The following is a 25,049-nucleotide window of genomic DNA, read 5'->3' on the forward strand; positions in this document are numbered from 1 at the left end:
AGGATGATCTCGGTGACATCCTCCTTCACACCCGGGACGGTGCTGAACTCGTGCAGCACGCCGTCGAGACGGATGCTGGTGACCGCTGCACCCGGAATGGAGGACAGGAGGCTGCGACGAAGCGCGTTGCCGATGGTGTAACCGAAGCCGGGCTCAAGCGGCTCGATAACGAAACGGCTGCGGAACTCCCCGACCTTCTCCTCGGTCAGAGTGGGCGGATGCGCGATCAGCACGGTTCGGTCCTCTCGTATGGGCGGTATGTTTTTATATGACGATCGTAATATGAAGAAGAGACCTCAGGGAGAGACCATGTCCACGAATGAACCGGGCCGTCGAGCAGGCACCATCGGACGCGGGGTGGCGGTTGTGACCGGCGCCGCGTCGGGCATCGGGCGCGAGACGGCCCGCGCACTCAGGTCTGCCGGGTTCACGGTGATCGGCACGAGCCGGCGCGCCGCAGCGGCAGACCAGGTCGAGGGTGTGGAACTGCGCGACCTCGACGTGACCGATGATGCGTCGGTGACGGCTCTCATCGATCAGGTCGTCACCGAGTTCGGACGCATCGACGTTCTCGTCAACAACGCCGGCATCGGACTCACGGCCGCGGCCGAGGAGAGCTCGGTCGGGCAGGCGGGAAGGATCTTCGATCTCAATGTGCTGGGCGTCATCCGCATGACGAATGCCGTCCTCCCGCACATGAGGGCGGCCGGGCACGGGCGCATCATCACCGTCTCGTCGGTCCTGGGGCTCATCCCGGCGCCGTACATGGCCGTGTACGCAGCGACCAAACACGCGGTCGAGGGGTACTCCGAGTCACTCGACCACGAAGTGCGCGAGTTCGGCATCCGGGCGCTCCTGGTCGAGCCGGGATACACCCGCACCTCGTTCGAAGCGAACAACCTCGCGGGCGATGCGCCGATCGAGGTCTACGCCGCCCGCCGCGCCGTCGCGCAGCAGGTACTCGCCGACGCGATGCACACGGCCGACGAACCGAGCATCGTCGCGAAGGTGATCGTCGACGTCGCCACTGCGGGGTCGCCGCCGGTGCGGACCGCGGCCGGCCGCACGGCGCGGAGTGTCAGCATCCTGCGCCGCCTCGTGCCGGCGCGCGCCTTCGATGGACAGATCCGAAAGCTCAACCGCCTGCCCCGCTGACCCCGCCCCGCCCCGCCCCTGGACCCGCGAGACAGCACTTTCGCGCCGAGACGGTGGGTTTAACCCACGGTTTCGGCGCGAAAGTGCTGTCTCGGCGTTCCGGCACGCCCGGGCACCCGGAACCGGAGCCCGCGGGGGTCAGCCCAGGGAGATCGCGGTCCAGGAGACGGGGGGCAGGGTCAGGGTCAGGATGCCGTCGGCGACCGTGGCCGTCTCGTTCGGATGCGGCGCCACACGCTCGGGGGCCTCGAGGGTGTTCGCGGCGTACACGTCGTCGTCCGTGAGCGTGTGCGACTCGAGCACCGACACGTCACCGAGCGAGGCGACGTCGACCGTCACCTCGAGGGCTTCGGTGCGGCTGCGGTTCACCAGGAACACCGCGCTGCGTCCGGCCTCGGCATCGTGCGTCGCCACGGCGTCGACCACCGGCACCTCGCCGTAGACCTCGGTCGTGTGGCTCGGCACGTCGAGCTTCAGCTGCAGCGCCTCGCCGCGCGCGAGGCGCGAGGTGATCGAGAACGGGTAGAACGTGGTCTGGCGCCAGGCGATGCCGCCGGGCTCGGTCATGATCGGGGCGATCACGTTGACGAGCTGCGCGAGCGACGCGCTGGCGACCCGGTCGGCGTGCTTCAGCAGCGAGATCAAGAGGCTGCCGAAGACGACCGCATCCGCCACCGAGTAGACGTCCTCGAGCAGACGGGGGGCGATCGGCCAGTTGTCGATGCCCTCGATCTTGTCGACGCCGTGGAAGCGGTCGATGTACCAGACGTTCCACTCGTCGAACGAGATGTCGATCTTCTTGGTCGATCCGCGCACGGCGCCCACGTGGTCTGCCGTCGCGACGACGGTCTCGATGAAGCCGTCCATGTCGACGGCCGAGGCGAGGAAGCTGTCGAGGTCGCCGTTCTTCTCCTCGTAGTACGCGTGGCACGAGATGAGGTCGACGTCGTCGTAGGTGTGGGTCAGCACGACGCGCTCCCACTCGCCGAACGTCGGCATGTGGGCGCTCGACGACCCGCACACCACGAGCTCGATCGACGGGTCGAGCTGACGCATGCCCTTCGCGGTCTGCGCGGCGATCTTGCCGTAGTCCTCGGCCGAGCGGTGGCCGAGCTGCCACGGGCCGTCCATCTCGTTGCCGAGGCACCACATCCGCACATCGAACGGCTCGGTGCGTCCGTTGGCGATGCGCTGGTCACTGAGCGCCGTCCCGCCGCGGATGTTGGAGTACTCGAGCAGATCGATCGCCTCGAGCGTGCCGCGGGTGCCGAGGTTGACGGCCATCATGAGGTCGCTGCCGACCTTCTCGAGCCACGACGAGAACTCGTGCAGGCCCACCTCATTGGTCTCGGTGGAGTGCCACGCCAGGTCCAGGCGACGCGGCCGCTCGGACACGGGACCGACCGAGTCCTCCCAGCGGAAGCCCGAGACGAAGTTGCCTCCGGGGTAGCGGATGGTGTCGACGCCGAGCTCGCGCACGAGGTCGATCACGTCCTGGCGGAACCCCTCGGCGTCCGCGGTGGGGTGGCCGGGCTCGTAGATGCCGTCGTAGACGTGGCGGCCGAGGTGCTCGACGAACCCGCCGAACAGCGCCCGCCGGATCGGGCCGATCGAGAAGGCGGGATCGAGGGTGAGACGTGCGTCGGGCATGACTGTGCGTTCCGTTCGTTGAGAGGTGTTCGAGGAGAGGGATGCGGCGGGGCCCGCGGTCATTTGACGCTGCCGAGCGTGAGCCCGCCCTGCCAATAGCGCTGCAGCAGCAGGAAGGACAGCAGCAGCGGCAGCACCGAGATGAAGGCGCCGGAGGTGATGAGGTTCCAGACCTGCTCGCCGCCCGCTCCCGCGTTCGAGAGCGCGAGCCAGCGGTTGAGGCCCACGGTCACGGGCAGGGTGTCGGGGTTGGTGAGCATCGCGAGCGGCAGGAAGAAGTTGTTCCACGTGCCGACGATCGAGAGCAGGAGCACGGTCACGATCGCGGGGCGCAGCAGCGGCAGCACGATGGTGGTGAACGTGCGCCACTCGCCGGCGCCGTCGATGCGGGCGGCCTCCAGCAGTTCGTCCGGCACCGAGTCCTGCGTGTAGACGCGCATGAGGTAGACGCCGAACGGGCTCAGCAGCGAGGGCAGGATGACGGCCCAGCCGGTGTTCACGAGGCCGTACTGGCTCAGCAGCATGAACTGCGGGATGACGAGAGCGGTCAGCGGCACCATGACGGAGCCGAGGATCATGCCGAACACGAACCCGCGGCCGCGGAAGCGGTACTTCGCGAAGCCGTACCCGGCGAGCACGGCGACGATCGTGGCGCCGACGCCCGAGACGAAGGCGTAGATGAACGAGTTGCCGAGCCATCGCCAGTAGATGCCGCCCTGGTGCTCGAAGAGTCCGGCGATGTTGGTGAAGAACTGCATCGGGTCGTCGAACCAGAACGCGGGGCTCGAGAACAGCCCGCCCGTGCTCTTGGTCGAGGCGACGAAGAGCCACCAGATCGGGATGACGAAGTAGATCGCGAGGATCACGATCAGCACGTGCGAGCCGATGCGGCGTCCGCCCTGCGCGGCGAGGCGGCTGCGACGGAAGTCGCGGCGTGCGTCGCGGGTGAGGCGGTTGCGGTCGGCGGTGACGACCGCGCGCGTGCTGTCGGTCACGGCGGTGGGAATGGCCATCACTTCAGTCCGCTCTGCTTGCGGGTCAGGAACAGGAACCCGAACGATCCGATGAACACGACGATCGCGAGCGAGAAGGCGATCGTGGATGCGTAGTTGAACTGGCTGTAGCTGAACGCGAGCGCGTATGCGTACATGTTCGGCGTGTAGTCGGCGGGAAGGGCCCCGGAGGCGATCGATCGGAGCACGGTGGGTTCGGTGAAGAACTGCAGCGTGCCGATGAGCGCGAAGGTGATGACCATCACCATCGACGACGAGATCATGGGCACCTTGATGCGGGTGGCGATCTGCCAGCCGTTGGCACCGTCGATGCGCGCCGCCTCGTAGACGGCCGGGTCGATGGAGCGCAGCGCCGCGTAGATCACGATCATGTAGTAGCCCGACCACTGCCAGGTGACGATGTTCACGAGGCTGTAGAAGATCGAGTCGCTCGCGAGGAAGTTGGGCGCGTCGAGTCCGAAGACGCTGAAGATGGTGCTCGCCGGGCCGAAGCGGGGGCTGTAGAGGAAGCTCCACATGAGGGCGCCGATGACCACGGGGATGGCGTAGGGCGCGAAGATCAGCAGTCGCGAGAGCTTCGAGAGCCACGTCGAGAGGCTGTCGAGCACGAGGGCGGCGCCGAGGGCCACGAGCAGCTGGGCGGGGATCATGACGATGGCGTACAGCGCCACCCGCCCGAGGCCGCCGATGAACAGCGGGTCGGAGAACGCCTTCAGGTAGTTGTCGATGCCGACGAACTTGGTGCCGGTCGCGAGGGTCGAGCTGAACAGGCTCATCCCGAACGCGTAGATGAGGGGGAAGACGAGGAACGCGGCGAACACGACGAGGAACGGCGTGATGAACAGCCACCCGACGCGCTGGCGCCGGACGATACCGCTCACGCGCCGCCGCGGTCGGGCGACGGTGCCGGCTTCGGTGCCGACGACGTGCGTGGTCATGGGGTCTCCTGGAGGGGACGGGAGTGGGGGGAAGGAGGGGGTGGGCCGACGCGGACGCCGACCCACCCGCGCGTCACTTGAGGGTGAAGCCCTGCTCGGTGGCGTACTGCTCGAGCGTCGCCTGCAGGTCGTCGAGCGCCGTGGCCGCATCCTTCGATCCGTCCACCACGGTCGCCGTCACCTCCTGCTGCAGCTGGTCGTAGGCGTAGTTCTGGAACGGGCTGAACGTGAAGCCGGCGTAGCCTGCGGCCGCGGGGAGGAAGACCTCCTTGTTGATCTGCTGCCCGCCGAAGAACGGGTACTCCAGGTCGCGGAAGTAGTCGGATTCGAGGATGGGCTTCCACAGCGGGAACAGTGCCGCTTCCTCGATGCCGATCTTCCAGGCCTCTTCGGTGCCGAAGATCTCCTTGGCCACGACGGCGGCCGCCTCCTTGTCCTTGGCCTGCGAGGTGACCGCGAAGGTCGACCCGCCCCAGTTGACCTGTACCGGGTCGGCGGCATCCCACTGCGGGATGGGGGCGGCGCGCCACACGGCGCTCTCGTCCGAGCCTTCGAGGCCCTGGAGGTAACCGGGGCCCCACGCCGCCGCGACGTAGATCGCGTACGTGCCGTCGACGAGCTTGGTGTTGTAGTCGGCGGTGAAGGCCTCATCCACCGCGACGAGGTCCTTGTCGGCGAGGTCCTGCCAGAAGGCGAGGACGTCCTTCGAGCCCTGGTCGTTCACATCGATCGCGATGTCGGTGGGAGCGGCGTTGTCGTACTCGAACGGCACGGAGCCGGCCTGCGCGAACAGCGCCTGCGTGAACGCGCGCCCGTTCGGCGGGAAGTTGGCCAGGACGCCGGGCGCCCCCGCATCCTTCAGCTTCTGTGCGGCGTCGGCGAACTCGGCCCACGTGGTGGGGGCGGCGATGCCGTACTGGTCGAGGATGTCCTGCCGGTACAGCATGCCCATGGGGCCGCCGTCGACCGGGATGGCGTAGACGGCGTCGCCGCTCGAGACGTCCTTCCACGCGCCCTCGGTGTAGTCGCCCTTCACCTCGTCGGCGCCGTACTCCGACAGGTCGACGAGCGCCTCGCGGATGGAGAAGCTCGAGAGCACCTCGGCCTCGAGCATGATGACGTCGGGCGCGCCCGATCCCGACTCGATCGAGGTCGAGAACTTGGTGTACTCGTCGTTGCCCTGTCCGGCGTTGGTCCAGCAGACCTGCACGTCTTCGTGGGTGTTGTTGAACAGATCGACGACCTGTTCGAAGGCGGGGTACCAGGCCCAGACGGAGACCTGGGTGGCGTCGGGGTGCACGATCTCGTTCGTGCACGATGCCTCGGCGGACGAGGAGCCCCCCGCGCATCCGGTGAGAGCGGCTGCGGCGACGGCGACGACGCCGAAGCCTGCGATGACCTTGGACTTCATGAGCTGCGTGCTTCCTCTCGCGGTGTGGACACCGGTGTCTATCGGAGATGGATGCGGGTGCGCCACAGCAAGGGATGCCACGCTGCACTCGCTTTACAACGTTAGAAAGTAAACGTTGTAAACAGGATGATGCCCCGCCGGGCGCCCCCTGTCAAGAGGGCTCAGGACGCGGGTGCCGACTCGCGCTCGGCGAGGCGGAAATCCGCGAGCAGCAGCCGCGCCTGGGCGGGCTCTGCCGGCGCGGCGATTCTCGCCAGCAGCGTCTCGACCGCGGTCCGCGCGATCCAGTCCTGGCCCGGATCGATGGTCGTGAGCGACGGGATGGAGTACTGCGCCTCATCCAGATCGTCGAAGCCGACCACGCTCACGTCGGCCGGGATACGCAGCCCCGTCTCCTGCAGCGCGCGCATCGCGCCCAGCGCCAGCGTGTCGTTGAGCCCGAACACGGCGTCGAACGGCGCTCCGCGGGAGAGCAGGTCGCGCATCGCCCGCGCGCCGTTCGAGCGGTGCCAGAGGGTCGTGTAGCCGATCAGGTCGTCGTCGTAGGCGATGCCGGCGGCCTCGAGAGCCTCGCGATAGCCCTGCAGGCGCAGCCCTGCCGAGCCGATCACCTCGCCGTCGTGCGCGCCGATGACGGCGATGCGTCGGCGGCCCGCGGCGATCAGGTGCTCGGTGGCCGCGCGCGCGGCCTCCACATTGCGCATCGTCACGTGATCGGCGGGGCCGTCGAAGATGCGCTCGCCGAGCAGCACCAGCGGATAGGGCACCTCGAGCAGCCCGACATCCTCCTGCCCCATGCCGAGGGGGCTGAAGATGAGGCCGTCGGTGAGCTTCAGCCGCGGGCTCTTCAGCAGGGCGATCTCGCGATCGCGGTCGCCGCCGGTCTGCTCGACCAGCACCACGACGCCGCGGCGCTCGGCCTCCTCGATGACGATGGCGGCGAGCTCGGCGAAGTAGCTGAGCCCCAGATCCGGCACGGCCAACGCGATGGCGCCGGTGCGGCCGCTGCGCAGATTGCGGGCGGTGAGGTTGGGCGTGTAGCCCAGCTCGGCGATGGCGTGCTCGACCCGGGCACGGGTCGTGGACCGCACGTTGGGGTGGTCGTTGATGACGTTCGAGACCGTCTTGATCGACACGCCGGCCAGACGGGCCACATCGTGCAACGTCGGCGTCATGCCCACCCCCTTTCGCACACTGTACAACGTTGTACTCGCTCCGGCGGGTCTAGCATGAGTCGTTCCGTTCGTTGCGGAATGTCAACTTCCTCCTCACCCACCGGAGTCGTCATGTCGCACACCGCACCCGCCGGCCAGCCGGTCATGACGCATCGCGCCATCCTGCTGGTGATCTTCGGCCTGATGGCGGGGATGTTCCTCTCCGCCCTCGACCAGACCGTCGTGGGCACCGCGATCCGCACGATCGGCGACGACCTCGACGGGCTGAGCCTGCAGGCGTGGGTCACGACCGCGTACCTCATCGTGTCGACGATCTCGACCCCGATCTACGGCAAGCTCTCCGACATCTTCGGGCGCCGACCGCTGTTCCTCTTCGCGATCGTCATCTTCATCCTCGGCTCCGTGCTGGCCAGCTTCTCGACCGACATGGTGCAGCTCGCCGCCTTCCGCGCGGTGCAGGGGCTCGGCGCCGGCGGCCTCATGTCGATGCCGCTGGCGATCATGGGCGACATCCTCGCGCCCCGCGAGCGCGCCAAGTACCAGGGGTACTTCCTCGCCGTCTTCGGCATATCGAGCGTCATCGGCCCCCTGGTGGGCGGGCTCTTCTCGGGATCCCCCGAGATCCTGTGGATCGCGGGATGGCGCTGGGTCTTCCTCATCAACGTGCCCATCGGCATCATCGCCCTGGTCATCGTCTCGATGTTCCTGCACATCCCGCACCACCCGCGCGACTCGGTGCGGATCGACTGGTGGGGCGCGACGTTCGTGATCACCGCCCTCGTCCCGCTCCTGCTGGTGGCCGAGCAGGGCCGGGAGTGGGGGTGGACCTCTCCCCTCTCGATCGCCTGCTACGTGGTCGGCGCCGTCGGGGTGGTCGCGTTCATCCTCGTCGAGCGGGCCATGAAGAGCGACGCGCTCATCCCGCTCACGCTGTTCCGCTCGCCCACGTTCTCGATGGCGACCGTCATCGGCGTGCTCGTCGGCTTCGGGATGTTCGGCGCCATGCTCACCCTCCCCCTCTACCTGCAGCTCGTGCTGGGAGCCACGCCCACCGAGAGCGGGTTCCAGATGCTGCCGATGATCCTCGGGCTCATGATCGCGTCGATCGCGAGCGGCCAGATCATCGCCCGCACCGGCCGCTATCGCATGTTCCCGATCCTCGGCACCGCGTTCCTCTCCGGCGGCTACCTCTGGCTGACGTTCGCGCAGGCCGGCGGCTCGTACTGGTTCCTCGCGTGCGCGATGCTGCTGCTGGGGCTGGGTCTCGGGCAGCTCATGCAGACCCTGACGATCGCCAGCCAGAACTCGGTGGGGCTGCGCGACATGGGAGTGGCCACGAGCGCGTCGACGTTCTTCCGGCAGATCGGTGGCACCCTCGGCACGGCCGTGCTGCTGTCGCTGCTGTTCACGCTCGTGCCCTCCAACATCCAGAGCTCGTTCCGCGACGAGGCGACGCTCACGAGCGCGCTCGACGCCGCGCTCGATCCGGCGGTCGCCGGGGCGCCCGCGAACGCCGGCATCATGACCACGATCTACGACCCGATCGTGGCGAACCTCACGGATGCCGCGGCCGCTGCATCCGTCGACCTGTCGAACGACGCGCAGCGTGCGGCGTTCGTCGCATCGGTCGTGCCGCAGGTCGAAGAGGCCATGACCGGAGACGGCGACGGCTCGCTCGACGGCAGCGTCATGGACAACACATCGTTCCTCACGGGCGCCGACGCACGACTGGCGAAGCCGATCCTCGTCGGCTTCAACGACTCCGCCGTGGCGGTGTACCGCGTGGCGCTGGGCGTGGTGCTGCTGGCGTTCGTGCTGTCGCTGTTCTTCCGCACGCCGCCGCTGCGCGACAAGTCCGCCCTGCAGGAGGCCGCGGACGACGCCGCCGTGCTGGCCGCCGAAGCGGCCGCGACCACCGGCGCCCTCGTCGGGCCCGACACCGGCCCGGTGCGCACCGCCGCCGGCGGCGCCGCACCGCCCCTCACCCGCCGAGACCTGCGCGCCCGCGAGTAGGGCCGGCGCGCCGGCTCAGATGGCGGCTTCGGACCAGTCGTCGGGGTTGCCGAAGCGGTGTGCGGTGATGCTGATCGACTGCTCGTGGAGGAACGGCAGCAGCTCGAGGCGTCCGGCCGTCGTCACCGGCTGCGGGTAGATCGCGAGGTCAGGGTCCCCCGCCACGGCCTCGGCGAGCACCCGGTGCAGCTGCGCCGTCTGCGCGGCCGGACCGATCAGCCGCGCCCGCGGCGCCCGGGTGGGGGCCGCGCCGGTGACGAACGCGTCCACCGCGGCGCGCGTGGCCCGCTCGATCCATTCGGCGTCGGTCTCGACGTGCACCGTGATGCCACTGTCGGTGAGCGAGCGGCGCACGGTCGGCGGCAGCCCCGCATCCACACTGAGGGTGAACGACGAACCGGCGCGGAGACCGGCGATCGCTACGCGCAGGACCTCCTGCAGGCCCGCACCCTCCACCGCCCGCACGGCGACGTCCACCGGACGGTAACGGAAGAGGTTGCGCTCCACCCCGAGCTGCGAGACGTCCTTGATGCGCCCGAACTCCCGGTCCCACTCCACGGCATCCGACAGCGCCGCCCGGCGCAACCACTCGAAACGGTCGTAGTCGAGCGAGGGCTGAGCCGCCTCGATGATGGCGGTAATGCGCGAGTCGAGCCCCCGCAGGTGCAGGGTCGTCGATCCGGTCGCGGCCGTGGGGCGCCAGGAGCCGAGTCCGACGAGGTAGTTGGGCCCGCCGGCCTTCGTCCCCGCGCCCACCGAGGAGCGCTTCCACCCGCCGAACGGCTGCCGCTGCACGATCGCCCCGGTGATCCCGCGGTTGACGTACAGGTTGCCGGCCTCGACACCGTCGAGCCAGAGCGCGAGATCGTCGGGATGCTGCGTGTACAGCCCCGCCGTCAGACCGTAGGCGACGGCGTTCTGCAACTCGATCGCCTCCGCGAGCGAACTCGCGTGCATGATGCCCAGCACCGGGCCGAAGAACTCCTCGCGATGGAAGCGCGATCCCGGTGCGACGCCCGTGCGGATGCCGGGGGTCCAGAGACGACCGGCGAGCTCGGGGCCGGCGTCGACCTCCTGCGGCTCGATGAGCCACTTCTCGCCGTCGTCGAGGGTCGACAGCGCCCAGGCGAGTTTCCCGCGCGGCGTCTCGATGACCGGCCCGACCTCGGCCGAGGGGTCCGACGGAGGCCCGACCCGCAGCGACCGCGTCGCGTCGACGAGCTGTCGCGCGAACCGCGCGGAGCGCCCCACCGGCCCGACGAGGATCGCGAGCGACGCGGCGGAGCACTTCTGCCCGGCGTGCCCGAAGGCGCTGCGCACCAGATCGGATGCGGCGAGGTCGAGGTCTGCGGACGGCATGACGATCATCGCGTTCTTGCCGCTCGTCTCGGCGAGCAGCGGCAGATCGGCCCGCCAGGAGCGGAACAGCTGCGCCGTCTCCCACGCGCCCGTGAGGATGACCCGGTCGACGTCCGGGTGCGAAATCAGACGCTCGCCGAGCGCCCCCTCATCGAGGTCGACCAGGGCGAGCACATCGCGGGGCACACCCGCATCCCACAGCGCCTCGGCCACCACCGCGGCCGAGCGGCGGGCCTGCGGGGCGGGCTTGAAGACGACGCCCGATCCCGCGGCGAGGGCGGCCAGCACACCGCCGGCGGGGATCGCGAGCGGGAAGTTCCAGGGCGGGGCGACCACGGTCACCCGGGCCGGCACGAACACGGCGCCCGCCACTCGATCGAGTTCGCGCGCGGTCGAGGCGTAGTAGTTCGCGAAGTCGACGGCCTCGCTGACCTCGACGTCGGCCTCGGCGAGCACCTTGCCCGTCTCGGAGGCGGCGACCTCGATCAGCTGCGCGCGACGCTCCTCCAGCATCCGGCCCGCGGCGAGCAGGACGACCGCGCGGTCGGCGGCGGCGAGGCCGCCCCAGGTGACGGCGCCGTCGCGGACGCGCGCGACGATCTGCTCGAGCCGTGCGTCATCGGCCACGTGCGCGGCGGCGATGGTCTCGTCGCCGGCCGACGAGGTGTCGATACGGGCGAGGATGTCGCGCGCCCAGGCCCGGTTGGCGGGCAGAGCCGGGTCGGAGTCGGGGGTGTTGCGGAAGCCCGGGGCGCCGTGCACGCGCTCCTCCGACTCCCGCGGAGCGAAGACCGCGGTCTCGACGAAGTCCGCCCCGCCGAACAGCACGGAGCGCGCATCCTCCGAACGACGCTCGGCGGCGATGCCGAGCACCGCCTGCGTGAGGCCCGCGACCTCCTGCGTGGGAGCGGGATCGCGCAGGATCGAGGGCTCGCCGCCCTCCGCCCCGCGCGCCGCGCGGTCCTGGACGCGGCGAGGTCCGACCCGGAGCGCCGCATCGGCGGATCGCTCGAGCGAGCTGCGGAAGCGGCCCTCCTCGCGCGACCAGAGGTCGGCATCGCCGTCGAGGTCGAAGGCCGCCGAGAGGAAGTTCTCCGACGAGGCGTTCTCCTCGAGTCGCCGCACGAGGTAGCTGATCGCGACGTCGAACTCGTCGGGGCGCACCACGGGGACGTAGAGCAGCACGGCGCCCACTTCGCGCGCCACCGCCTCGACCTGGCCCTGCGCCATCCCGAGCAGCATCTCGATGTCGATGCGATCGCGCACGCCGCGCTCGCCCGCCAGCAGCCACGCGTACGCCACGTCGAACAGGTTGTGGCCGGCGACGCCCAGTCGCACCGCGTCGGTGCGCTCCGGCTGGAGCGCCCAGTCGAGGCAGCGCAGGTAGTTCGCGTCGGTGTCGAGCTTGGTGTCGTAGGGCGCCTGCGGCCAGTCGTGCATGACCGCATCCACCCGCTCCATCGCGAGGTTCGCGCCCTTGACGAGACGCACCTTGATCGACGCTCCCCCGGCGGCGACGCGCTGGCGCGCCCAGGCGGTGAGCTCCTGCAGCGCGGGTAGGGCGTCGGGCAGGTAGGCCTGCAGCACGATACCCGCATCCAGCTGCTGCAACCGCTCGTCCTCGAGGATGCGGGTGAACACCGCGATCGTCAGGTCGAGGTCGCGGTACTCCTCCATGTCGAGGTTGATGAACGTGCCGTCGGCGCGGGCGCTGAGGTACAGCGGCAGCAGGCGTTCGACGACGCGCTCGACGACCTCGTCGAACGCCCACATCGAGATGTGCCCGGCGATGGCCGACACCTTGACCGAGACGTAGTCGACGTCGGGGCGCCGCACGAGTTCGTGGATGCCCTCCAGGCGGCGTGCCGCCTCCTTCTCCCCCAGCACGGCTTCGCCGAGCAGGTTGAGGTTCAACCGCGCGCCCGACTGCCGGAGCTTCGCGAGGGCGGGGCCCAGCTTCTCGGTGCGGGCATCGACGATGAGGTGGCCGACCATGTCGCGCAGCACGCGACGCGCGATGGGCACGACGGGGGCGGGGACGGCCGGGGCGACGGCGCCGCCGACGCGCACCGCGGAGCGCAGGTACCAGGGCAGGAAGTCCGGCACGAGGTGGGCGACCCGGCTGAGGTTCGCGGCGGCAGCCGCGAGGCTCTCGGGGCGCATGACGCCGTCGACGAATCCGATCGTGAACGGCAGGCCGGAGGGGTCGCGCAGGACGCCCGCCAGCCGCTCCGCCGCGGGGTCGACGTGCGCGTCCGCCGCCTCGGTCACCCACCGGCGCGCGAGCGCCACGGCGTCGTCGGCAAGGGAGGCGGACTGGGGCGCTCGTGGCGCTTCCGCGTCGGCGCTGGGAGACATGCGATCAGCCTATGTCGGCGCCCGTCCCGCCCCGCGGCGACGCGCCCCGCCGACGGGCGCGGTGGGTTGCCGGGGGGGGCGGGGGGGCGCCGCCGGGTCGCGGGTCAGGACCAGACGCTGGGGGCGGGGGTGCGCGCGGAGGGCAGCGCGACGTCCTCCGCCCAGCGCAGCATCCACTCCTCGGGCGCGGGGATCTCGGCGGGGTCCTGCCCGATCGCCTCGAACAGCTCCGCGATCGGCAGCACGCCCCCGGCCCGACGCACGAAGCGTCCGCGCACGACCAGGCGCGCGTAGATGTCGCCCTTCACGACGGCACGGTGCTCGAGGTACACCGCCCGCTCGTCGGCGGCGATCACGCGCGACTCGATCACGAAGCGCTGCCACGGCTGCAACGACCGTCGGAAGCTGATGGTCGCGTTCGCGACGACCGGATACCAGCCGCGTTCGCGCATGAGGTCCCACAGACCGGTGCGCATGAGCAGGTCGAAGCGGCCCAGGTCGAACAGCGACAGGTAGCGGCCGTTGTTCATGTGGCCCACCACATCCAGGTCGGTGGGCAGGGTCGTCAGGCGGATGCGGCCGACGTCGAGAGAGTTCATCGCACCGTGGCGACGGAACTTCCGCCGCGAGAGGGCGAGCTGCAACAGGGTGCGCCAGATCACGTTCACGACGAGTGATCGTAGATGCCGTGCACGATGTGCGGCAGTCGGTTGTACGTTTCCGACAGTCGGATGCGGCCGCATCCGGCCCGTCTCTGGCCGTCGCGGACGACGCTCGGCGCGGATTTCCGGTGGCTCCGACCCGCGCGTAGAGTCTGGCCATGGAAGCCGAGATCTCCGCCGACGTCATCGTCCGGCCCGTTCGGGATGTGGACGCCGAAGCCCTCGGGCGCGTTCACGCCACCTGCTGGCACGAGACCTACGACCACCTCATCAGCAAGGCCGCACTGGAGCGCGTCTCGCCCCGCAGGCTCGCCGAGCTCTGGACGCACTGGGCGTCGCAGGGCGAGGACTTCCGCATGAGCGCCGCGCTCGTCGGCGGCGAGATCGTGGGATTCGCCGGTTCCGGCCCGGCGCGCGACCGCGACGCGCCGCGCACGCGTGAGCTGTACTTCATCTACCTGCTGGACGCGTGGCACGGCACCGGAATCGGCCAGAAGCTCTTCGACGCCGCTGTCGACGAGGGCGAAGAGGTGTACCTCTGGGTCGCCGAGGACAACCCCCGTGCGCACCGCTTCTACGCACGCAACGGCTTCACGCTCGACGGGGCGACCCACACCGAGCCCTTCCTCGGCGAGACGCTCACCGAGGTGCGCTTCACCCGCTGACCCCCGCTGACGTCGGACCGCCCTCATCCCCGCTCGGGATGGGGGCGGTTCCGCGTGGGGCGGGGGGGTCAGCGCTGGGTGACGGTGCCGAACAGGCGGGCGATGGGAGCCAGCACCATGGGCCGCGCGGCGACCCAGCCGGCGGCCATGACGACCGTGGCGGCGACGAAGATCCAGAATCCGGTCCAGTTGTCGGCGTAGGCGGTGGGGTCGGGCGACCCCTGCGCCGCGTACATGTGGTTGAGGTTGCGCAGCGCACCGGTCGCGAAGACCAGGGCGACGTGCACCACGATGAAGGCGACGAAGAACAGCATGACCGGGAAGTGCACCTTGCGCGCCCACTCCACGGGGTAGAGGCGGTTGAGGGCGGTCGCGTTCTTCGGCCAGATCCCCGACATCCGCACGCCGGTGACGATGGCCAGCGGGGCGGCGACGAAGACCACCGTGAAGTACGCGAGCTGCTGGACGCTGTTGTAGTTCACCCAGCCGTTCTCGGTGGGCCAGTCGAGCGAGGCGTACTGCAGCACCGCCGAGAGCGCGTTCGGGAAGACCTCGACGCTCGTCGGCACGATCCGCATCCACTGCCCCGTCGCGAACAGCAGCACCACGAAGACGAGACCGTTGGTGATCCACAGCACGTCGAGCGCCTGGTGGAACCACAGCGACAGGCTGATCTTGCTCTTCTTGCTGCCGCGGCGGGCGAAGAACGCTGCGGGGCGCTTCTCGTGGCGCACCTGCAGTCCCGAGCGGATGATCAGCAGCAGGAAGAAGGCGTTCAGGAAGTGCTGCCAGCCGAGCCAGGCGGGGATGCCGACCGGCGCGGACGCGGGCAGGTGGTACTCGCCGGGGTACGTGATGAGGAAGTCGCGCAGGGGCTCGAGCGACAGCATCCACCGCGTCGCGAAGACGACCATCGCCGCGGCGAACAGCAGTCCGGCGCCGGCCACCACGACCGCGCCCACCCACTGCCCGCGCGTGAACGGACCGTATCGCCGCGGCTCGACCCGCGGCGCCGTCGCCACCCGCGCGTACCGCCCCGGGAACACCGTGGGCGTGAACGGCAGCGGCGCCAGCCCCTCCCCGCCCACCACCAGCGCCTGCTCCTGCGGTGCCGGTGCCGGTGCCGGTGCCGGTGCCGGTGCCGGTGCCGGTGCCTGTGCCTGTGCCTGTGCCTGTGCCTGTGCCTGTGCCTGTGCCCCACCCTGCTCACTCGTCGCAAACGCAGGGTCCTGCGCCGCCGCATCCTGCATCTGCGACGAGTCAGCAGGGGGCGGGGGTGTCGCGGGGCTCGCGGGAGACGCCGTGGGAGGAACCGCAAGGCCCGAGGCGCGTGGCCCGGGGCGGGCATCGCCGGCGGGCGGCCACGGCTCGCCGCCCGCCACGCGGGGAAGCCCGCGTCGCAGCGCCGCCGCATCCCCCACCCCGCTCGCCGCAAAAGCAGGGTCCGCGGGTGCGGCACCCGACGTATGCGACGACGGAACGGATGGGATGGGCACCGTCGCCCCCGCGACGTCGCGGGCGGGCGCATCCGCCCCGGCCGCGTCGGGTACGGGCACATCCAACTCCGGGTGCGTCGGCTCCGGGTGTACGGATGCCGCGGGCGCCGACGCTGGCGAGGCCGGCGTCGCATCGACACCCGCCGGCGGCCACGGCTCGCCGCCCGCCACGCGCGGAAGTCCCTGGCGCAGGCGCTGCTGCCCCGCGCGCCCACCCCCCTGCTCATTCGTCGCGAATGCCGGGTCCGGCGCTGCGACACCCGGCGTTTGCGACGAGTGAGCAGGGTTTGCGGGCGACGCATCGGCACCGGCACCGCGCACAGCACCAGGTCCCTCCACGCCACCAGCACTCGCACCAGCACCAGCACCAGCACCCTCCACGCCACCAGCACCAGCACCCGCCGCGCCACCAGCGACGGGCACGACGCCGGCGGGGGGCCAGGGCTCGCCGCCCGGCACGCGCGGGAGCCCGCGTCGCAGGGAACCTGTCGTCACGCTCAGGCCTTCTTCGCCGCGAGGGCCTCGATCAGCTGCGGCACGACGGTGAACACATCGCCGACCACCCCGAAGTCGGCGATCTGGAAGATCGGCGCGTCGGCGTCCTTGTTGATGGCGACGATCGTCTTGGCCGTCTGCATCCCGGCCTTGTGCTGGATCGCCCCCGAGATCCCGAGCGCCACGTACAGCTGCGGAGACACCGACACCCCGGTCTGACCCACCTGATGCGCGTACGGGATGTAGCCGGCATCGACGGCGGCCCGCGATGCACCGATCGCCGCGCCCAGCGCGTCGGCGAGCTCTTCGACCAGCACGAACTTCTCGGCCGACCCGAGCCCGCGGCCTCCGGCGACGACGCGCGTGGCGCCGCGCAGCTCGGGGCGGGACGACACGGCGACGCTCGGCTCCACCGACACGAGGGTCGCGACCGGCGCCCCGGAGGCGTCCGCCTCCAGCGCCTCCACGGCGGGATCGGCCGCGGGCTCGGCACGATGCTCGACCGCGCCCTGGCGCACGGTGACCACGAGCGGACCGAACGTCGCGGCCGAGGTCACGGTGTACGCCCCGCCGTAGACGGAGTGCTGCGCGAGGATCCCCTCGTCGTCGCGGTCGACCCCGATCGCGTCGACCGCGAGGGCAGCGCGCGAGCGGACGGCGAGACCGGCGGCCGCGTCGCGCCCTTCGACGGAGTGCGAGATCAGCACCGCCGCGGGGTCCACGCGCGCCACCGCGGCCGCGAGCGCATCCACGACGCCCTCGCCGAGCACGTCCGGCACGGGCGGGGCCACGAGCACACGCGCGGCACCCCACTCCCCCGCCTGCGCGGCGAGGTCGGCGTCGCCCACGATGAGCGCCACGGGAGCACCCACGCGCGCGGCGGCGCCCAGCAGCGCGGCACCCGAGGGCGCGAGCACGCCGGATGCGGTGCGCTCCAGCAGGACGAGGATCGAATCGGCGGCGTCAGGCACGGCGAGTCCTCTCAGACGAGACGGTTCTGGATGAGGTAGTCGGCGAGCGCACGGCCCGCTTCCCCCTCGTCGACGATGGTGGTGCCGGCGGCGCGGGCGGGCTTCGCCGCGATCGCCGTGACAATCGACCAGGGCGTGGCGGCGGCATCCGCCTCGATGCCGAGGTCGGCGAGCGAGAGCGTCTCGAACGGCTTCTTCTTGGCCGCCATGACGCCCTTGAAGCTGGCCATACGGGCGTCCGGCAGGGCCTCGGTGATCGAGATCACGGCGGGAAGATCCGCCGACACGGCCCGGGTCGCGTCGTCGCCGACGCGTGTTCCGGTCACGACGCCGTCACCGATCTCGACCTGCGAGAGCCCGGTCGCGTGCGCCACCCCCAGATGCGCCGCGACCATCGCGGCCATCACGCCGCCCGACCCGTCGGTCGACTGGTTGCCGGCGATCACGAGGTCGAACCCCGTGCGCCGGATGGCGGCGGCCAGCACGTCGGCAGTGAGACCGAGGTCGGCCCCGACCAGCGCCTCGTCGACCACCTGCACGGCGGACCCGGCACCCAGCGCGAGGGCCTTGCGCACCGTCGCGGATGCCGCCTCCGCCGCCATCGACACGACCACGATCTCGGTGCCCGCGTGCGCATCCGCGTACGAGAGCGCGACCTCGAGGGCCCGCTCCCCGATCTCATCGATGACGCGGTCGCTCGCATCACGATCGGCGAGGCCGGTTTCGAGGTTCAGGACGCGTTCCCCGTACGTGTCGGGGACCTCCTTGACGAGGACGACGATCTTCATGCGCTGTGGCTCCTTCGACGAGACGAGTCTATGCGGCGAGACACCGAGTGTCAGCGATGACGGAACTCAGGCGCGCGCTTCTCGCGGAAGGCGGCCATGCCCTCTTTCTGGTCCTCGAAGGCGAACAGCCCCGCGAAGGTCTGCCGTTCGAAGCGGAGCCCCTCGGCGAGCGAGGTCTCGCGCGCTGCGCGCAGGGCCTCCTTCGCGGCGTAGACCACCGGCAGCGACTTCGACGCGATCAGCTCCGCGGTCGCCCCGGCGTCCTCGAGCAGGTCGGCCGCGGGCACGACCCGCGAGACGAGCCCGGCACGCTCCGCCTCCTCGGCCGACATCGTGCGCCCGGTCAGCACGAGCTCCGCCGCCTTGTACGCTCCGATCGCGCGCGGCAGCCGCTGCGTTCCGCCGAGGCCGGGGATCACGCCGAGGTTGATCTCGGGCTGCCCGAACACCGCGGTGTCGGCGGCCAGGATCACGTCGCAGATCATCGCGAGCTCGCACCCGCCCCCGAGGGCGTAGCCGGCGACGGCGGCGACGAGCGGCGTGCGTGCGCGGGCCACCGCTTCGAGCGGCGCGAACGGGCTGTCGATCAGCATGTCGCGGGGACCCTTGTCGGCCATCTGCGTGATGTCGGCGCCCGCGGCGAAGGCCCGCTCGCTGCCCGTGATCACGATGCAGCCCACGCCCTCATCCGCATCGAAGGCGGCGACCGCGTCGGCCAGCTCGCCCACCAGGACGGAATCGAGGGCGTTCAGCGCCTTGGGCCTGTGGAGGGTGATCCATCCGACGCGACCACGCTGTTCGGTCAGGATCGTCTCGTAGGAGCTCATCTGCCCATCGTGGCACGGGGCACCCTCCCGGCGGCAGGGCGTCACCGGCGAAAACGGCGCGTCAGAGCCGTTCGATGATCAGGGCGTTGGCCATGCCGCCGCCCTCGCACATCGTCTGCAGGCCGTAGCGCCCGCCGGTGTGCTCGAGGGTCGCGAGGAGCGTCCCGAGCAGCCGCGTCCCCGACGATCCCAGGGCGTGGCCGAGGGCGATCGCGCCGCCCCAGGCGTTCATCCGGTCGGGATCGGCGCCCACCTCGGCCGCCCACGCGAGCGGCACCGAGGCGAAGGCCTCGTTCATCTCGTAGGCGTCGATGTCGTCGATCGTCAGCCCGCTGCGCTCCAGGATGCGGCGGGTCGCAGGAATCGGCCCGGTCAGCATCATCAGCGGGTCGTCGCCGACCACCGAGAAGGCGTGGAACCGCGCTCGCGGGGTGAGCCCGAGCGCGCTCGCCCGTTCCTCGCTCATGATCAGGGCGGCGGAGGCCCCGTCCGTCAGCGGCGACGAGGTCCCCGCGGTGATCCGCCAGTCGAGGTCGGGAAACCGCGCTGCCATCGCGTCGGTGCGGAACGCCGGGGCCAGGGCGGCGAGCGCATCGGCCGTGGTGCCCGCGCGCACCGTCTCGTCCCGCGAGACGACACCCTCCGGCGTCGCCACCGGCACGATCTGACCGTCGAAGAGTCCGGCGGATGCGGCCGCCGCCGCCCGGCGGTGCGAGGTGGCGGCGAACGCATCGAGCTGTGCGCGGTCGAGGCCCCAGCGCGCGGCGATGAGCTCGGCCGACACCCCCTGGCCGACGAGCCCGTCGGGATACCGCTCGGCCAGGAGCGGCGACCACGGCGAGCCGGCGACGGCCGCGGACGTCCCGAGCGGCACCCGGCTCATCGACTCGACACCGCCCGCGATGACGACGTCGGCGACGCCGGCCATGATCGCCTGCGCGGCCGTGTGGGCGGCCTGCTGGCTCGACCCGCACTGCCGGTCGATCGTGGTCGCGGGCACCGACTCGGCGAAGCCGGCGGCGAGGACCGCCTGACGGGCGATGTTCGTGCTCTGCTCGCCGACCTGGCTGACGCATCCGAGCATCACGTCGTCGATCCCGGCGGAATCGAGGCCGTTGCGCTCGAGCAGCGCACGCAGCACCCCCGCCGCGAGGTCGACGGGGTGCACGCCGCTGAGGGCGCCGCCGGGCTTGCCGCGCCCCGACGGCGTGCGCACGACGTCGACGATGACGGCCGTGCGCACCGAGGTCATCCCTGCTCCTCCGGGCGCTCGGCTGCCTCGCGCACGGCATCGTCGGGCACGTAGCCCTCGATGTGCCGCTCGGGCGCCCCGACGTACAGCGACAGCGGTCGGATGAGCGCGTTGGCGCCGTACTGCTCGATGACGTGCGCCGTCCACCCCACGACCCGGGCCGCGACGAACAACGGCGTGAAGGTCGGGGTGTCGAAGCCGATGAGGCTGTAGGCGGGGCCCGAGGGGTAGTCGAGGTTCGGGTAGATGCCCTTGCGGCTCACGAACTCGGTCTCGAGCGTCTCGTAGAGCGCCGCGACATCCGGGCGGTCGTAGAAGGCGACCAGGTCGTCGAGCGCGGCCTTCATCGTCGGCACGCGCGAGTCGCCGCGCTTGTAGACCCGGTGGCCGAAGCCCATGATCTTGCGCTTGCTCGCCAGGGCCTCGTCGAGCCAGGCCGACACGTTCGCCGCCTCGCCGATCTCGTCGAAGATGTGCAGCACCGCCTCGTTGGCCCCGCCGTGCAGCGGCCCCTTGAGCGCGCCGACCGCGGCGACGACGGCCGAGTGGATGTCGCTGAGCGTGCTGGCGACCACGCGCGCCGTGAACGTCGAGGCGTTGAACGAGTGCTCGGCGTAGAGGATCATCGAGCGGTTGAACGCGTCGACGACGACCGGATCGGGTTCGGTGCCGAACGTCATCCACAGGAAGTTGGCCGCGTAGTCGAGGTCGTCGCGCGGCGGCACCGGCACCTGCCCGCGCCGTCGTCGCTGCCCGTACGCGACGATCGCCGGCAGTGCCGCGAACAGCCGCACGCTGCGCTCGAGGTTCTGCTCGGTGCTTCCGCTCGCATCGAGCACCGAACCGGTGCCCGCGAGGTCGGCGGCGCCCAGCAGGCTGAGGGCGGTGCGCACCTCATCCATCGGGTGGGCGTCCAGCGGCACGAGCTCGATCGCGGACTGCACGGCCGCGCTCAGCGGCCGGTGCGCCCGCTCGGTGCGCCGCAGCTCCGCGAGCTGGTCGCCGGTGGGCAGCTCTCCGTGCCACAGCAGGTAGGCCACGGCCTCGAACGACTGCGTCGCGGCCAGCTCGTGCACCGGGTAGCCGCGGTACAGCAGCGAGTTGGTCTCCGGATTGACCTTCGAAATGGCGGTCTCATCGGCGACGACGCCGGCCAGTCCCTTGCGGATGTCGGTCTGCTCGGTCATGTCACTCCCTCGTGGTGGCGTTTCGGCTGCGCGTCAGCGCTCGACCGTGAACGTGTAGATGTCGTTGTCGAACCGGCTGTACTGCTCGTAGTCGATCAGATCGTAGAGATCTGCGCGATGCTGCATCTCGTCGAGTTTCTCGCGCAGATGCCCCTGGGCGGTCAGCTCGTCGAGCGCGCGGCCCGACGCTCCCATCGCGATGCGCAGCAGCGACACCGGCCAGATGACGATGTTGATGCCCACGCTCTCGAGCTGCGAGACCGAGAACAGCTCGCTCTTCCCGAACTCGGTCATGTTGGCCAGGATCGGCACGTCGACGGCGGCACGGACGGCGGCGAACTCCTCGAGCGTGCGCATCGCCTCGGGGAAGATGGCGTCGGCTCCCGCATCCACGAGCGCCTTCGCGCGGTCGATGGCCGCGTCCAGTCCGTCGATCGCGCGGATGTCGGTGCGCGCCATCACCAGGAAGTTGTCGTCCCGGCGGGCGTCGACGGCGGCGCGGATGCGCCCCAGCGCCGTGCTCTCGTCGACCACCGACTTGCCGTCGAGGTGACCGCAGCGCTTGGGGTTCACCTGGTCCTCGATGTGCGCCCCGGCGATACCGGCGTCTTCGAGCGTCTGGATGGTGCGGGCCACGTTCATCGGTTCGCCGAAGCCGGTGTCGGCGTCGATGATGGCGGGCAGTTCCGTCATCCGGGCGATCTGGGCGCCGCGTCCGGCGACCTCGGTGAGGGTGGTCAGGCCGATGTCGGGCAGCCCCAGGTCGGCGGCCAGCACCGCTCCCGAGATGTAGACCCCGTCGAAGCCCTTGCGCTCGATGAGCCGGGCCGACAGCGGGTTGAAGGCCCCCGGCATCCGCAGCAGTTCACCCGAGGCGAGGCGTTCGCGCAGCAGCCGCCGCTTCTCGGCCGGACTCGTCGTGGCGTACAGCATCAGTTCTCCTCCTGCGCGACGGGTGCGGCTCCCCCGGTGGGTGCGGCTCCCCCGGTGAGTGCACAACGGCGGATCTCACGGCCGACACGCCGGGCACGCGCCGGCGGATGCGGGGTGTCGCCCGGCATCCCCGCCGTTGTGCGGGATGCGGTGGCGCGCGAGTGCGCCGCGGTGCGCATCAGAACAGGCCCTTCGGGGCGGGCGCGGACAGCAGCAGCCCGGGCTTGGCCACGATCGTGAGCGCGCGCACCTCGTCGGCCGTCAGCTCCGGCAGACGCGCGACGAGCGCGAGGAACCGCTCGATCTCGGCGGGCTCGAGCACGGGCTCGGCCAGCAGACGGAACTTGCGGATGTAGTCGGCCCGGGCGAAGGGACGAGCGCCGAGCGGGTGGGCGTCGGCGACCGCGATCTCGTCGACGACGCGCGAGCCGTCGGTGAGCTCGATCTCGACCCGGCCGCCGAACGCCTTCTCGGCGGGATCCTCCGAGTGGTAGCGCCGCGTCCACTCGGGGTCCTCGGCGGTGGTCACCTTGTGCCACAGTGCGACGGTGTCCTCGCGGCTCGCGCGCTCGGGCGCGTAGGAGTCGCCATGGTGCCACGAGCCGTCCTGCAGCGCGACCGTGAAGATGTACGGGATCGAGTGGTCGAGCGTCTCGCGCGAGGCGGAGGGGTCGTACTTCTGCGGGTCGTTCGCGCCCGATCCGATCACGTAGTGCGTGTGGTGGCTGGTGTGCAGCACGATGCGGGCCACGTTCGCCGGGTCGCGGAGTTCGGGGCGCTCGGTGCCGAGCTTGCGGGCGAGGTCGATCCACGCCTGCGCCTGGTACTCCGCCGAGTGCTCCTTCGTGTAGGAGTCGAGGATGGCGCGCTTCGCCTCGCCCGCGGCGGGCAGCGGCACGTCGTACGACGCGTCCTTGCCGTCGAGCATCCAGGCGACCACACCGTCTTCGCCTTCGTAGATGGGGGACGGCGAGGTCTCGCCGCGCATCGCGCGGTCGACGGCCTCGACCGCCATCTTGCCGGCGAAGGCGGGGGCGTGCGCCTTCCAGGTCGAGATCTCGCCCTTGCGCGACTGCCGCGTGGCCGTGGTCGTGTGCAGCGCCTGGCCGACGGCCTGGTGGATCGTCTCGACGGGCAGGTCGAGCAGCGTGCCGATGCCCGCGGCGGCCGACGGGCCGAGGTGGGCCACATGGTCGATCTTGTGCTTGTGCAGGCAGATGGCGCGCACGAGGTCGATCTGGATCTCGTAGCCGGTGGCGATGCCGCGCACCAGGGCCGCCCCATCCGCGCCCACGTGCTGGGCGACCGCGAGGATCGGCGGGATGTTGTCGCCCGGGTGCGAGTAGTCGGCGGCGAGGAAGGTGTCGTGGTAGTCGAGCTCGCGCACGGCCACGCCGTTGGCCCACGCGGCCCACTCGGGGCTCGTGCGCCGCTCGATCGCGCATCCGAACACCGTCGCGCCGGCGCCGCCGATCGACACGGCGTGATCGAGCGCCTGCTGGCGGGCGGCGCTCACCGGGCGTCGGGTGAGGGATGCGGCCGCGACCGCGGCGTTGTCGATGATGCGGTTGATGATCATCTCGACGACCTCGGGCTCGACCTCGACCGTGTCGGCGGCGACCTCCGCGATGTGCCAGGCCAGCTGTCCCTCACGGGCCAGGTTCTCGTCGCTCGTGTGGACGCGCAGGTGGTGCGTGATGGTCATGCTGCTCCTCGGTGGGGGACGGAGGCGGCCTCGGGGGAAGGCGCGCGGGGGGATTCGGCGTCGGCGAGCGAGGCCAGGATGCTGGTGAGTGCGTTGTGGAGATGCACGTGCGTGGCCGAGGCGGCCAGGTCGCCGTCGCCGGCGGCGAGCGCGTCGGCGATGAGGCGGTGCTCGGCTGCTGAGGCGGCCAGCCGCTGCGGGTTGTCGCGCGCCAGCCGGCGCACCCGCACGAGGTGGGTGCGGACGGTGCGCAGCGCCGCAGCGAGATAGTCGTTGTGCAGCGCCGCGTCGAGCGCCGCGTCGAAATCGGCGATGACCGCGTAGTAGGCGTCGGGTTCGCGTTCGGGCCGCGCGTCGGCGAAGCGCGCCGACAGCGCGGCGAAGACGGCGGCGTCGGCGGCCGCCTGGCGCACACGGGCGGCAGCGAGGCGGGCAGCGCTCTCCTCGAGCGCGCGGCGCAGGGCGAAGAGCGCGCGGATGTCGTCGGCGTCGATGTGGGTGACGACGGTCATCCGGGGCGATGCCTGCACGACCAGGCCGTCGGCGACCAGGCGTCCGATCGCCTCGCGCAGCGGCGTGCGGCTGACGCCCAGGCGTGCGGACTGCTCGACCTCGCCCAGCACGGCGCCGGGAGCGAGCACCCCGGACTGGATCTCGTCGAGGAGCGCCTGGTAGGCGCGATCGCTGGCGCGCATCCGCACCTCCTCGTGTCGATCCCGTACCGAACCCTCCCCATTGTATACAAAAACGCACCCCCGCGCCTCGTATCCCCACCCCCACCGCTCCCAGGTATACATACCCCCCCCCGGGGGGGTCGGCCCCCGGGGCCCTGGGCGCACCCCATCCACCGAGTGCACGACATCCCGCCGAAAGCACGGGTTACCGACGCACGCAGGCCGTGCGCTCGGCGGCAAGTCGTGCAGTCGGCGAAAGAGGGGTCAGGGGGGCGGGCTCAGGGGGGCGGGGTCAGGGGGGCGGGGTCAGGGGGGCGGGGTC

19 protein-coding genes and 1 pseudogene are annotated in these 25,049 nt (G+C 71.0%); 3 read left to right on the forward strand and 17 right to left on the reverse strand.

What is annotated here, in order from left to right; all coding sequences use genetic code 11:
* Positions 1-233, reverse strand: a pseudogene (locus AB0N73_RS14865) (DNA-directed RNA polymerase subunit alpha); the annotation flags it as partial.
* A 76-nt stretch (positions 234-309) separates the two neighbouring features.
* Between AB0N73_RS14865 and AB0N73_RS14870 the strand changes: the two are divergent.
* Complete coding sequence (locus AB0N73_RS14870) at positions 310-1,155, forward strand: oxidoreductase (protein WP_363564845.1); 846 nt, start codon at positions 310-312, stop codon at positions 1,153-1,155.
* Positions 1,156-1,293: 138 nt separating this feature from the next.
* Here the strand turns inward: AB0N73_RS14870 and AB0N73_RS14875 are convergent, their stop codons facing one another.
* The 5 genes from AB0N73_RS14875 to AB0N73_RS14895 form a co-directional block, all read right to left on the reverse strand.
* Complete coding sequence (locus tag AB0N73_RS14875) at positions 1,294-2,805, reverse strand: alpha-N-arabinofuranosidase (RefSeq protein WP_363564847.1); 1,512 nt, start codon at positions 2,803-2,805, stop codon at positions 1,294-1,296.
* 59 nt (positions 2,806-2,864) lie between these two features.
* Positions 2,865-3,818, reverse strand: coding sequence for a carbohydrate ABC transporter permease (locus tag AB0N73_RS14880; RefSeq protein ID WP_363564849.1), 954 nt, complete (start codon positions 3,816-3,818; stop codon positions 2,865-2,867).
* A complete protein-coding gene (locus tag AB0N73_RS14885) occupies positions 3,818-4,756 on the reverse strand; it encodes a sugar ABC transporter permease (protein WP_363564851.1) in 939 nt (312 codons plus the stop codon). Before AB0N73_RS14885 ends, AB0N73_RS14880 begins: the two co-directional genes overlap by 1 nt.
* Positions 4,757-4,829: 73 nt before the next feature.
* On the reverse strand, positions 4,830-6,167 hold the full coding sequence (locus AB0N73_RS14890; RefSeq protein WP_363564853.1) for an extracellular solute-binding protein: 1,338 nt from the start codon (positions 6,165-6,167) through the stop codon (positions 4,830-4,832).
* Between the two features lie 161 nt (positions 6,168-6,328).
* Entirely contained in the window at positions 6,329-7,342 is a 1,014-nt protein-coding gene (locus AB0N73_RS14895; protein ID WP_363564855.1) for a LacI family DNA-binding transcriptional regulator, read from the reverse strand.
* A 111-nt stretch (positions 7,343-7,453) separates the two neighbouring features.
* Between AB0N73_RS14895 and AB0N73_RS14900 the strand changes: the two genes are divergently transcribed.
* The gene (locus AB0N73_RS14900) at positions 7,454-9,355 is read left to right on the forward strand and encodes an MDR family MFS transporter (protein WP_363564857.1); all 1,902 of its coding nucleotides are present in this window, start codon (positions 7,454-7,456) and stop codon (positions 9,353-9,355) included.
* Between the two features lie 15 nt (positions 9,356-9,370).
* Here AB0N73_RS14900 and AB0N73_RS14905 read toward each other — a convergent pair whose 3' ends face one another.
* Together AB0N73_RS14905 and AB0N73_RS14910 are read right to left on the reverse strand one after the other, a co-directional pair.
* Positions 9,371-13,072, reverse strand: coding sequence for a bifunctional proline dehydrogenase/L-glutamate gamma-semialdehyde dehydrogenase (locus AB0N73_RS14905; protein ID WP_363564859.1), 3,702 nt, complete (start codon positions 13,070-13,072; stop codon positions 9,371-9,373).
* A 104-nt stretch (positions 13,073-13,176) separates the two neighbouring features.
* Complete coding sequence (locus AB0N73_RS14910; protein ID WP_363564861.1) at positions 13,177-13,740, reverse strand: thioesterase family protein; 564 nt, start codon at positions 13,738-13,740, stop codon at positions 13,177-13,179.
* Between the two features lie 152 nt (positions 13,741-13,892).
* Between AB0N73_RS14910 and AB0N73_RS14915 the strand changes: the two genes are divergently transcribed.
* Positions 13,893-14,399: a GNAT family N-acetyltransferase gene (locus tag AB0N73_RS14915; RefSeq protein ID WP_363564863.1), complete on the forward strand. Its 507-nt coding sequence runs from the start codon at positions 13,893-13,895 to the stop codon at positions 14,397-14,399.
* Between the two features lie 68 nt (positions 14,400-14,467).
* Here AB0N73_RS14915 and AB0N73_RS14920 read toward each other — a convergent pair whose 3' ends face one another.
* The 9 genes from AB0N73_RS14920 to AB0N73_RS14960 form a co-directional block, all read right to left on the reverse strand.
* Positions 14,468-15,490, reverse strand: a complete 1,023-nt coding sequence (locus tag AB0N73_RS14920) for a cytochrome b/b6 domain-containing protein (protein ID WP_363564865.1) — start codon at positions 15,488-15,490, stop codon at positions 14,468-14,470.
* Between the two features lie 902 nt (positions 15,491-16,392).
* The gene (locus tag AB0N73_RS14925) at positions 16,393-17,361 is read right to left on the reverse strand and encodes an electron transfer flavoprotein subunit alpha/FixB family protein (RefSeq protein ID WP_363564867.1); all 969 of its coding nucleotides are present in this window, start codon (positions 17,359-17,361) and stop codon (positions 16,393-16,395) included.
* A gap of 11 nt (positions 17,362-17,372) precedes the next feature.
* Positions 17,373-18,149 carry an electron transfer flavoprotein subunit beta/FixA family protein gene (locus AB0N73_RS14930; protein WP_363564869.1) on the reverse strand — a complete coding sequence of 259 codons (777 nt, stop codon included), beginning with the start codon at positions 18,147-18,149 and terminating at the stop codon, positions 17,373-17,375.
* 50 nt (positions 18,150-18,199) lie between these two features.
* Entirely contained in the window at positions 18,200-18,976 is a 777-nt protein-coding gene (locus tag AB0N73_RS14935) for an enoyl-CoA hydratase-related protein (protein WP_363564871.1), read from the reverse strand.
* A 61-nt stretch (positions 18,977-19,037) separates the two neighbouring features.
* Positions 19,038-20,219: a thiolase family protein gene (locus AB0N73_RS14940; protein ID WP_363564880.1), complete on the reverse strand. Its 1,182-nt coding sequence runs from the start codon at positions 20,217-20,219 to the stop codon at positions 19,038-19,040.
* Positions 20,220-20,224: 5 nt separating this feature from the next.
* Positions 20,225-21,415 (reverse strand): bifunctional 2-methylcitrate synthase/citrate synthase, encoded by a 1,191-nt coding sequence (locus AB0N73_RS14945; protein ID WP_363564872.1) that lies wholly within the window; start codon positions 21,413-21,415, stop codon positions 20,225-20,227.
* A 33-nt stretch (positions 21,416-21,448) separates the two neighbouring features.
* Positions 21,449-22,348 (reverse strand): methylisocitrate lyase, encoded by a 900-nt coding sequence (gene prpB, locus AB0N73_RS14950; RefSeq protein WP_363564874.1) that lies wholly within the window; start codon positions 22,346-22,348, stop codon positions 21,449-21,451.
* A gap of 178 nt (positions 22,349-22,526) precedes the next feature.
* On the reverse strand, positions 22,527-24,053 hold the full coding sequence (locus AB0N73_RS14955) for an MmgE/PrpD family protein (protein WP_363564876.1): 1,527 nt from the start codon (positions 24,051-24,053) through the stop codon (positions 22,527-22,529).
* Positions 24,050-24,748, reverse strand: coding sequence for a GntR family transcriptional regulator (locus AB0N73_RS14960; RefSeq protein ID WP_363564878.1), 699 nt, complete (start codon positions 24,746-24,748; stop codon positions 24,050-24,052). The genes AB0N73_RS14955 and AB0N73_RS14960 overlap by 4 nt, the downstream gene beginning before the upstream one ends.
* Positions 24,749-25,049 lie beyond the last annotated feature (301 nt).

This window comes from Microbacterium sp. NPDC089189, from assembly GCF_040685095.1.
Taxonomy (GTDB): Bacteria; Actinomycetota; Actinomycetes; order Actinomycetales; family Microbacteriaceae; genus Microbacterium.

Coding starts and splice junctions, on each gene's coding strand:
- AB0N73_RS14945 (WP_363564872.1), bottom strand. CDS start 21,415: ATGACCGAGCAGACCGACATCCGCAAGGGACTGGCCGGCGTCGTCGCC.
- AB0N73_RS14900 (WP_363564857.1), top strand. CDS start 7,454: ATGTCGCACACCGCACCCGCCGGCCAGCCGGTCATGACGCATCGCGCC.
- AB0N73_RS14890 (WP_363564853.1), bottom strand. CDS start 6,167: ATGAAGTCCAAGGTCATCGCAGGCTTCGGCGTCGTCGCCGTCGCCGCA.
- AB0N73_RS14885 (WP_363564851.1), bottom strand. CDS start 4,756: ATGACCACGCACGTCGTCGGCACCGAAGCCGGCACCGTCGCCCGACCG.
- prpB (WP_363564874.1), bottom strand. CDS start 22,348: ATGCTGTACGCCACGACGAGTCCGGCCGAGAAGCGGCGGCTGCTGCGC.
- AB0N73_RS14955 (WP_363564876.1), bottom strand. CDS start 24,053: ATGACCATCACGCACCACCTGCGCGTCCACACGAGCGACGAGAACCTG.
- AB0N73_RS14895 (WP_363564855.1), bottom strand. CDS start 7,342: ATGACGCCGACGTTGCACGATGTGGCCCGTCTGGCCGGCGTGTCGATC.
- AB0N73_RS14935 (WP_363564871.1), bottom strand. CDS start 18,976: ATGAGCTCCTACGAGACGATCCTGACCGAACAGCGTGGTCGCGTCGGA.
- AB0N73_RS14870 (WP_363564845.1), top strand. CDS start 310: ATGTCCACGAATGAACCGGGCCGTCGAGCAGGCACCATCGGACGCGGG.
- AB0N73_RS14915 (WP_363564863.1), top strand. CDS start 13,893: ATGGAAGCCGAGATCTCCGCCGACGTCATCGTCCGGCCCGTTCGGGAT.
- AB0N73_RS14960 (WP_363564878.1), bottom strand. CDS start 24,748: ATGCGCGCCAGCGATCGCGCCTACCAGGCGCTCCTCGACGAGATCCAG.
- AB0N73_RS14880 (WP_363564849.1), bottom strand. CDS start 3,818: ATGGCCATTCCCACCGCCGTGACCGACAGCACGCGCGCGGTCGTCACC.
- AB0N73_RS14905 (WP_363564859.1), bottom strand. CDS start 13,072: ATGTCTCCCAGCGCCGACGCGGAAGCGCCACGAGCGCCCCAGTCCGCC.
- AB0N73_RS14930 (WP_363564869.1), bottom strand. CDS start 18,149: ATGAAGATCGTCGTCCTCGTCAAGGAGGTCCCCGACACGTACGGGGAA.
- AB0N73_RS14875 (WP_363564847.1), bottom strand. CDS start 2,805: ATGCCCGACGCACGTCTCACCCTCGATCCCGCCTTCTCGATCGGCCCG.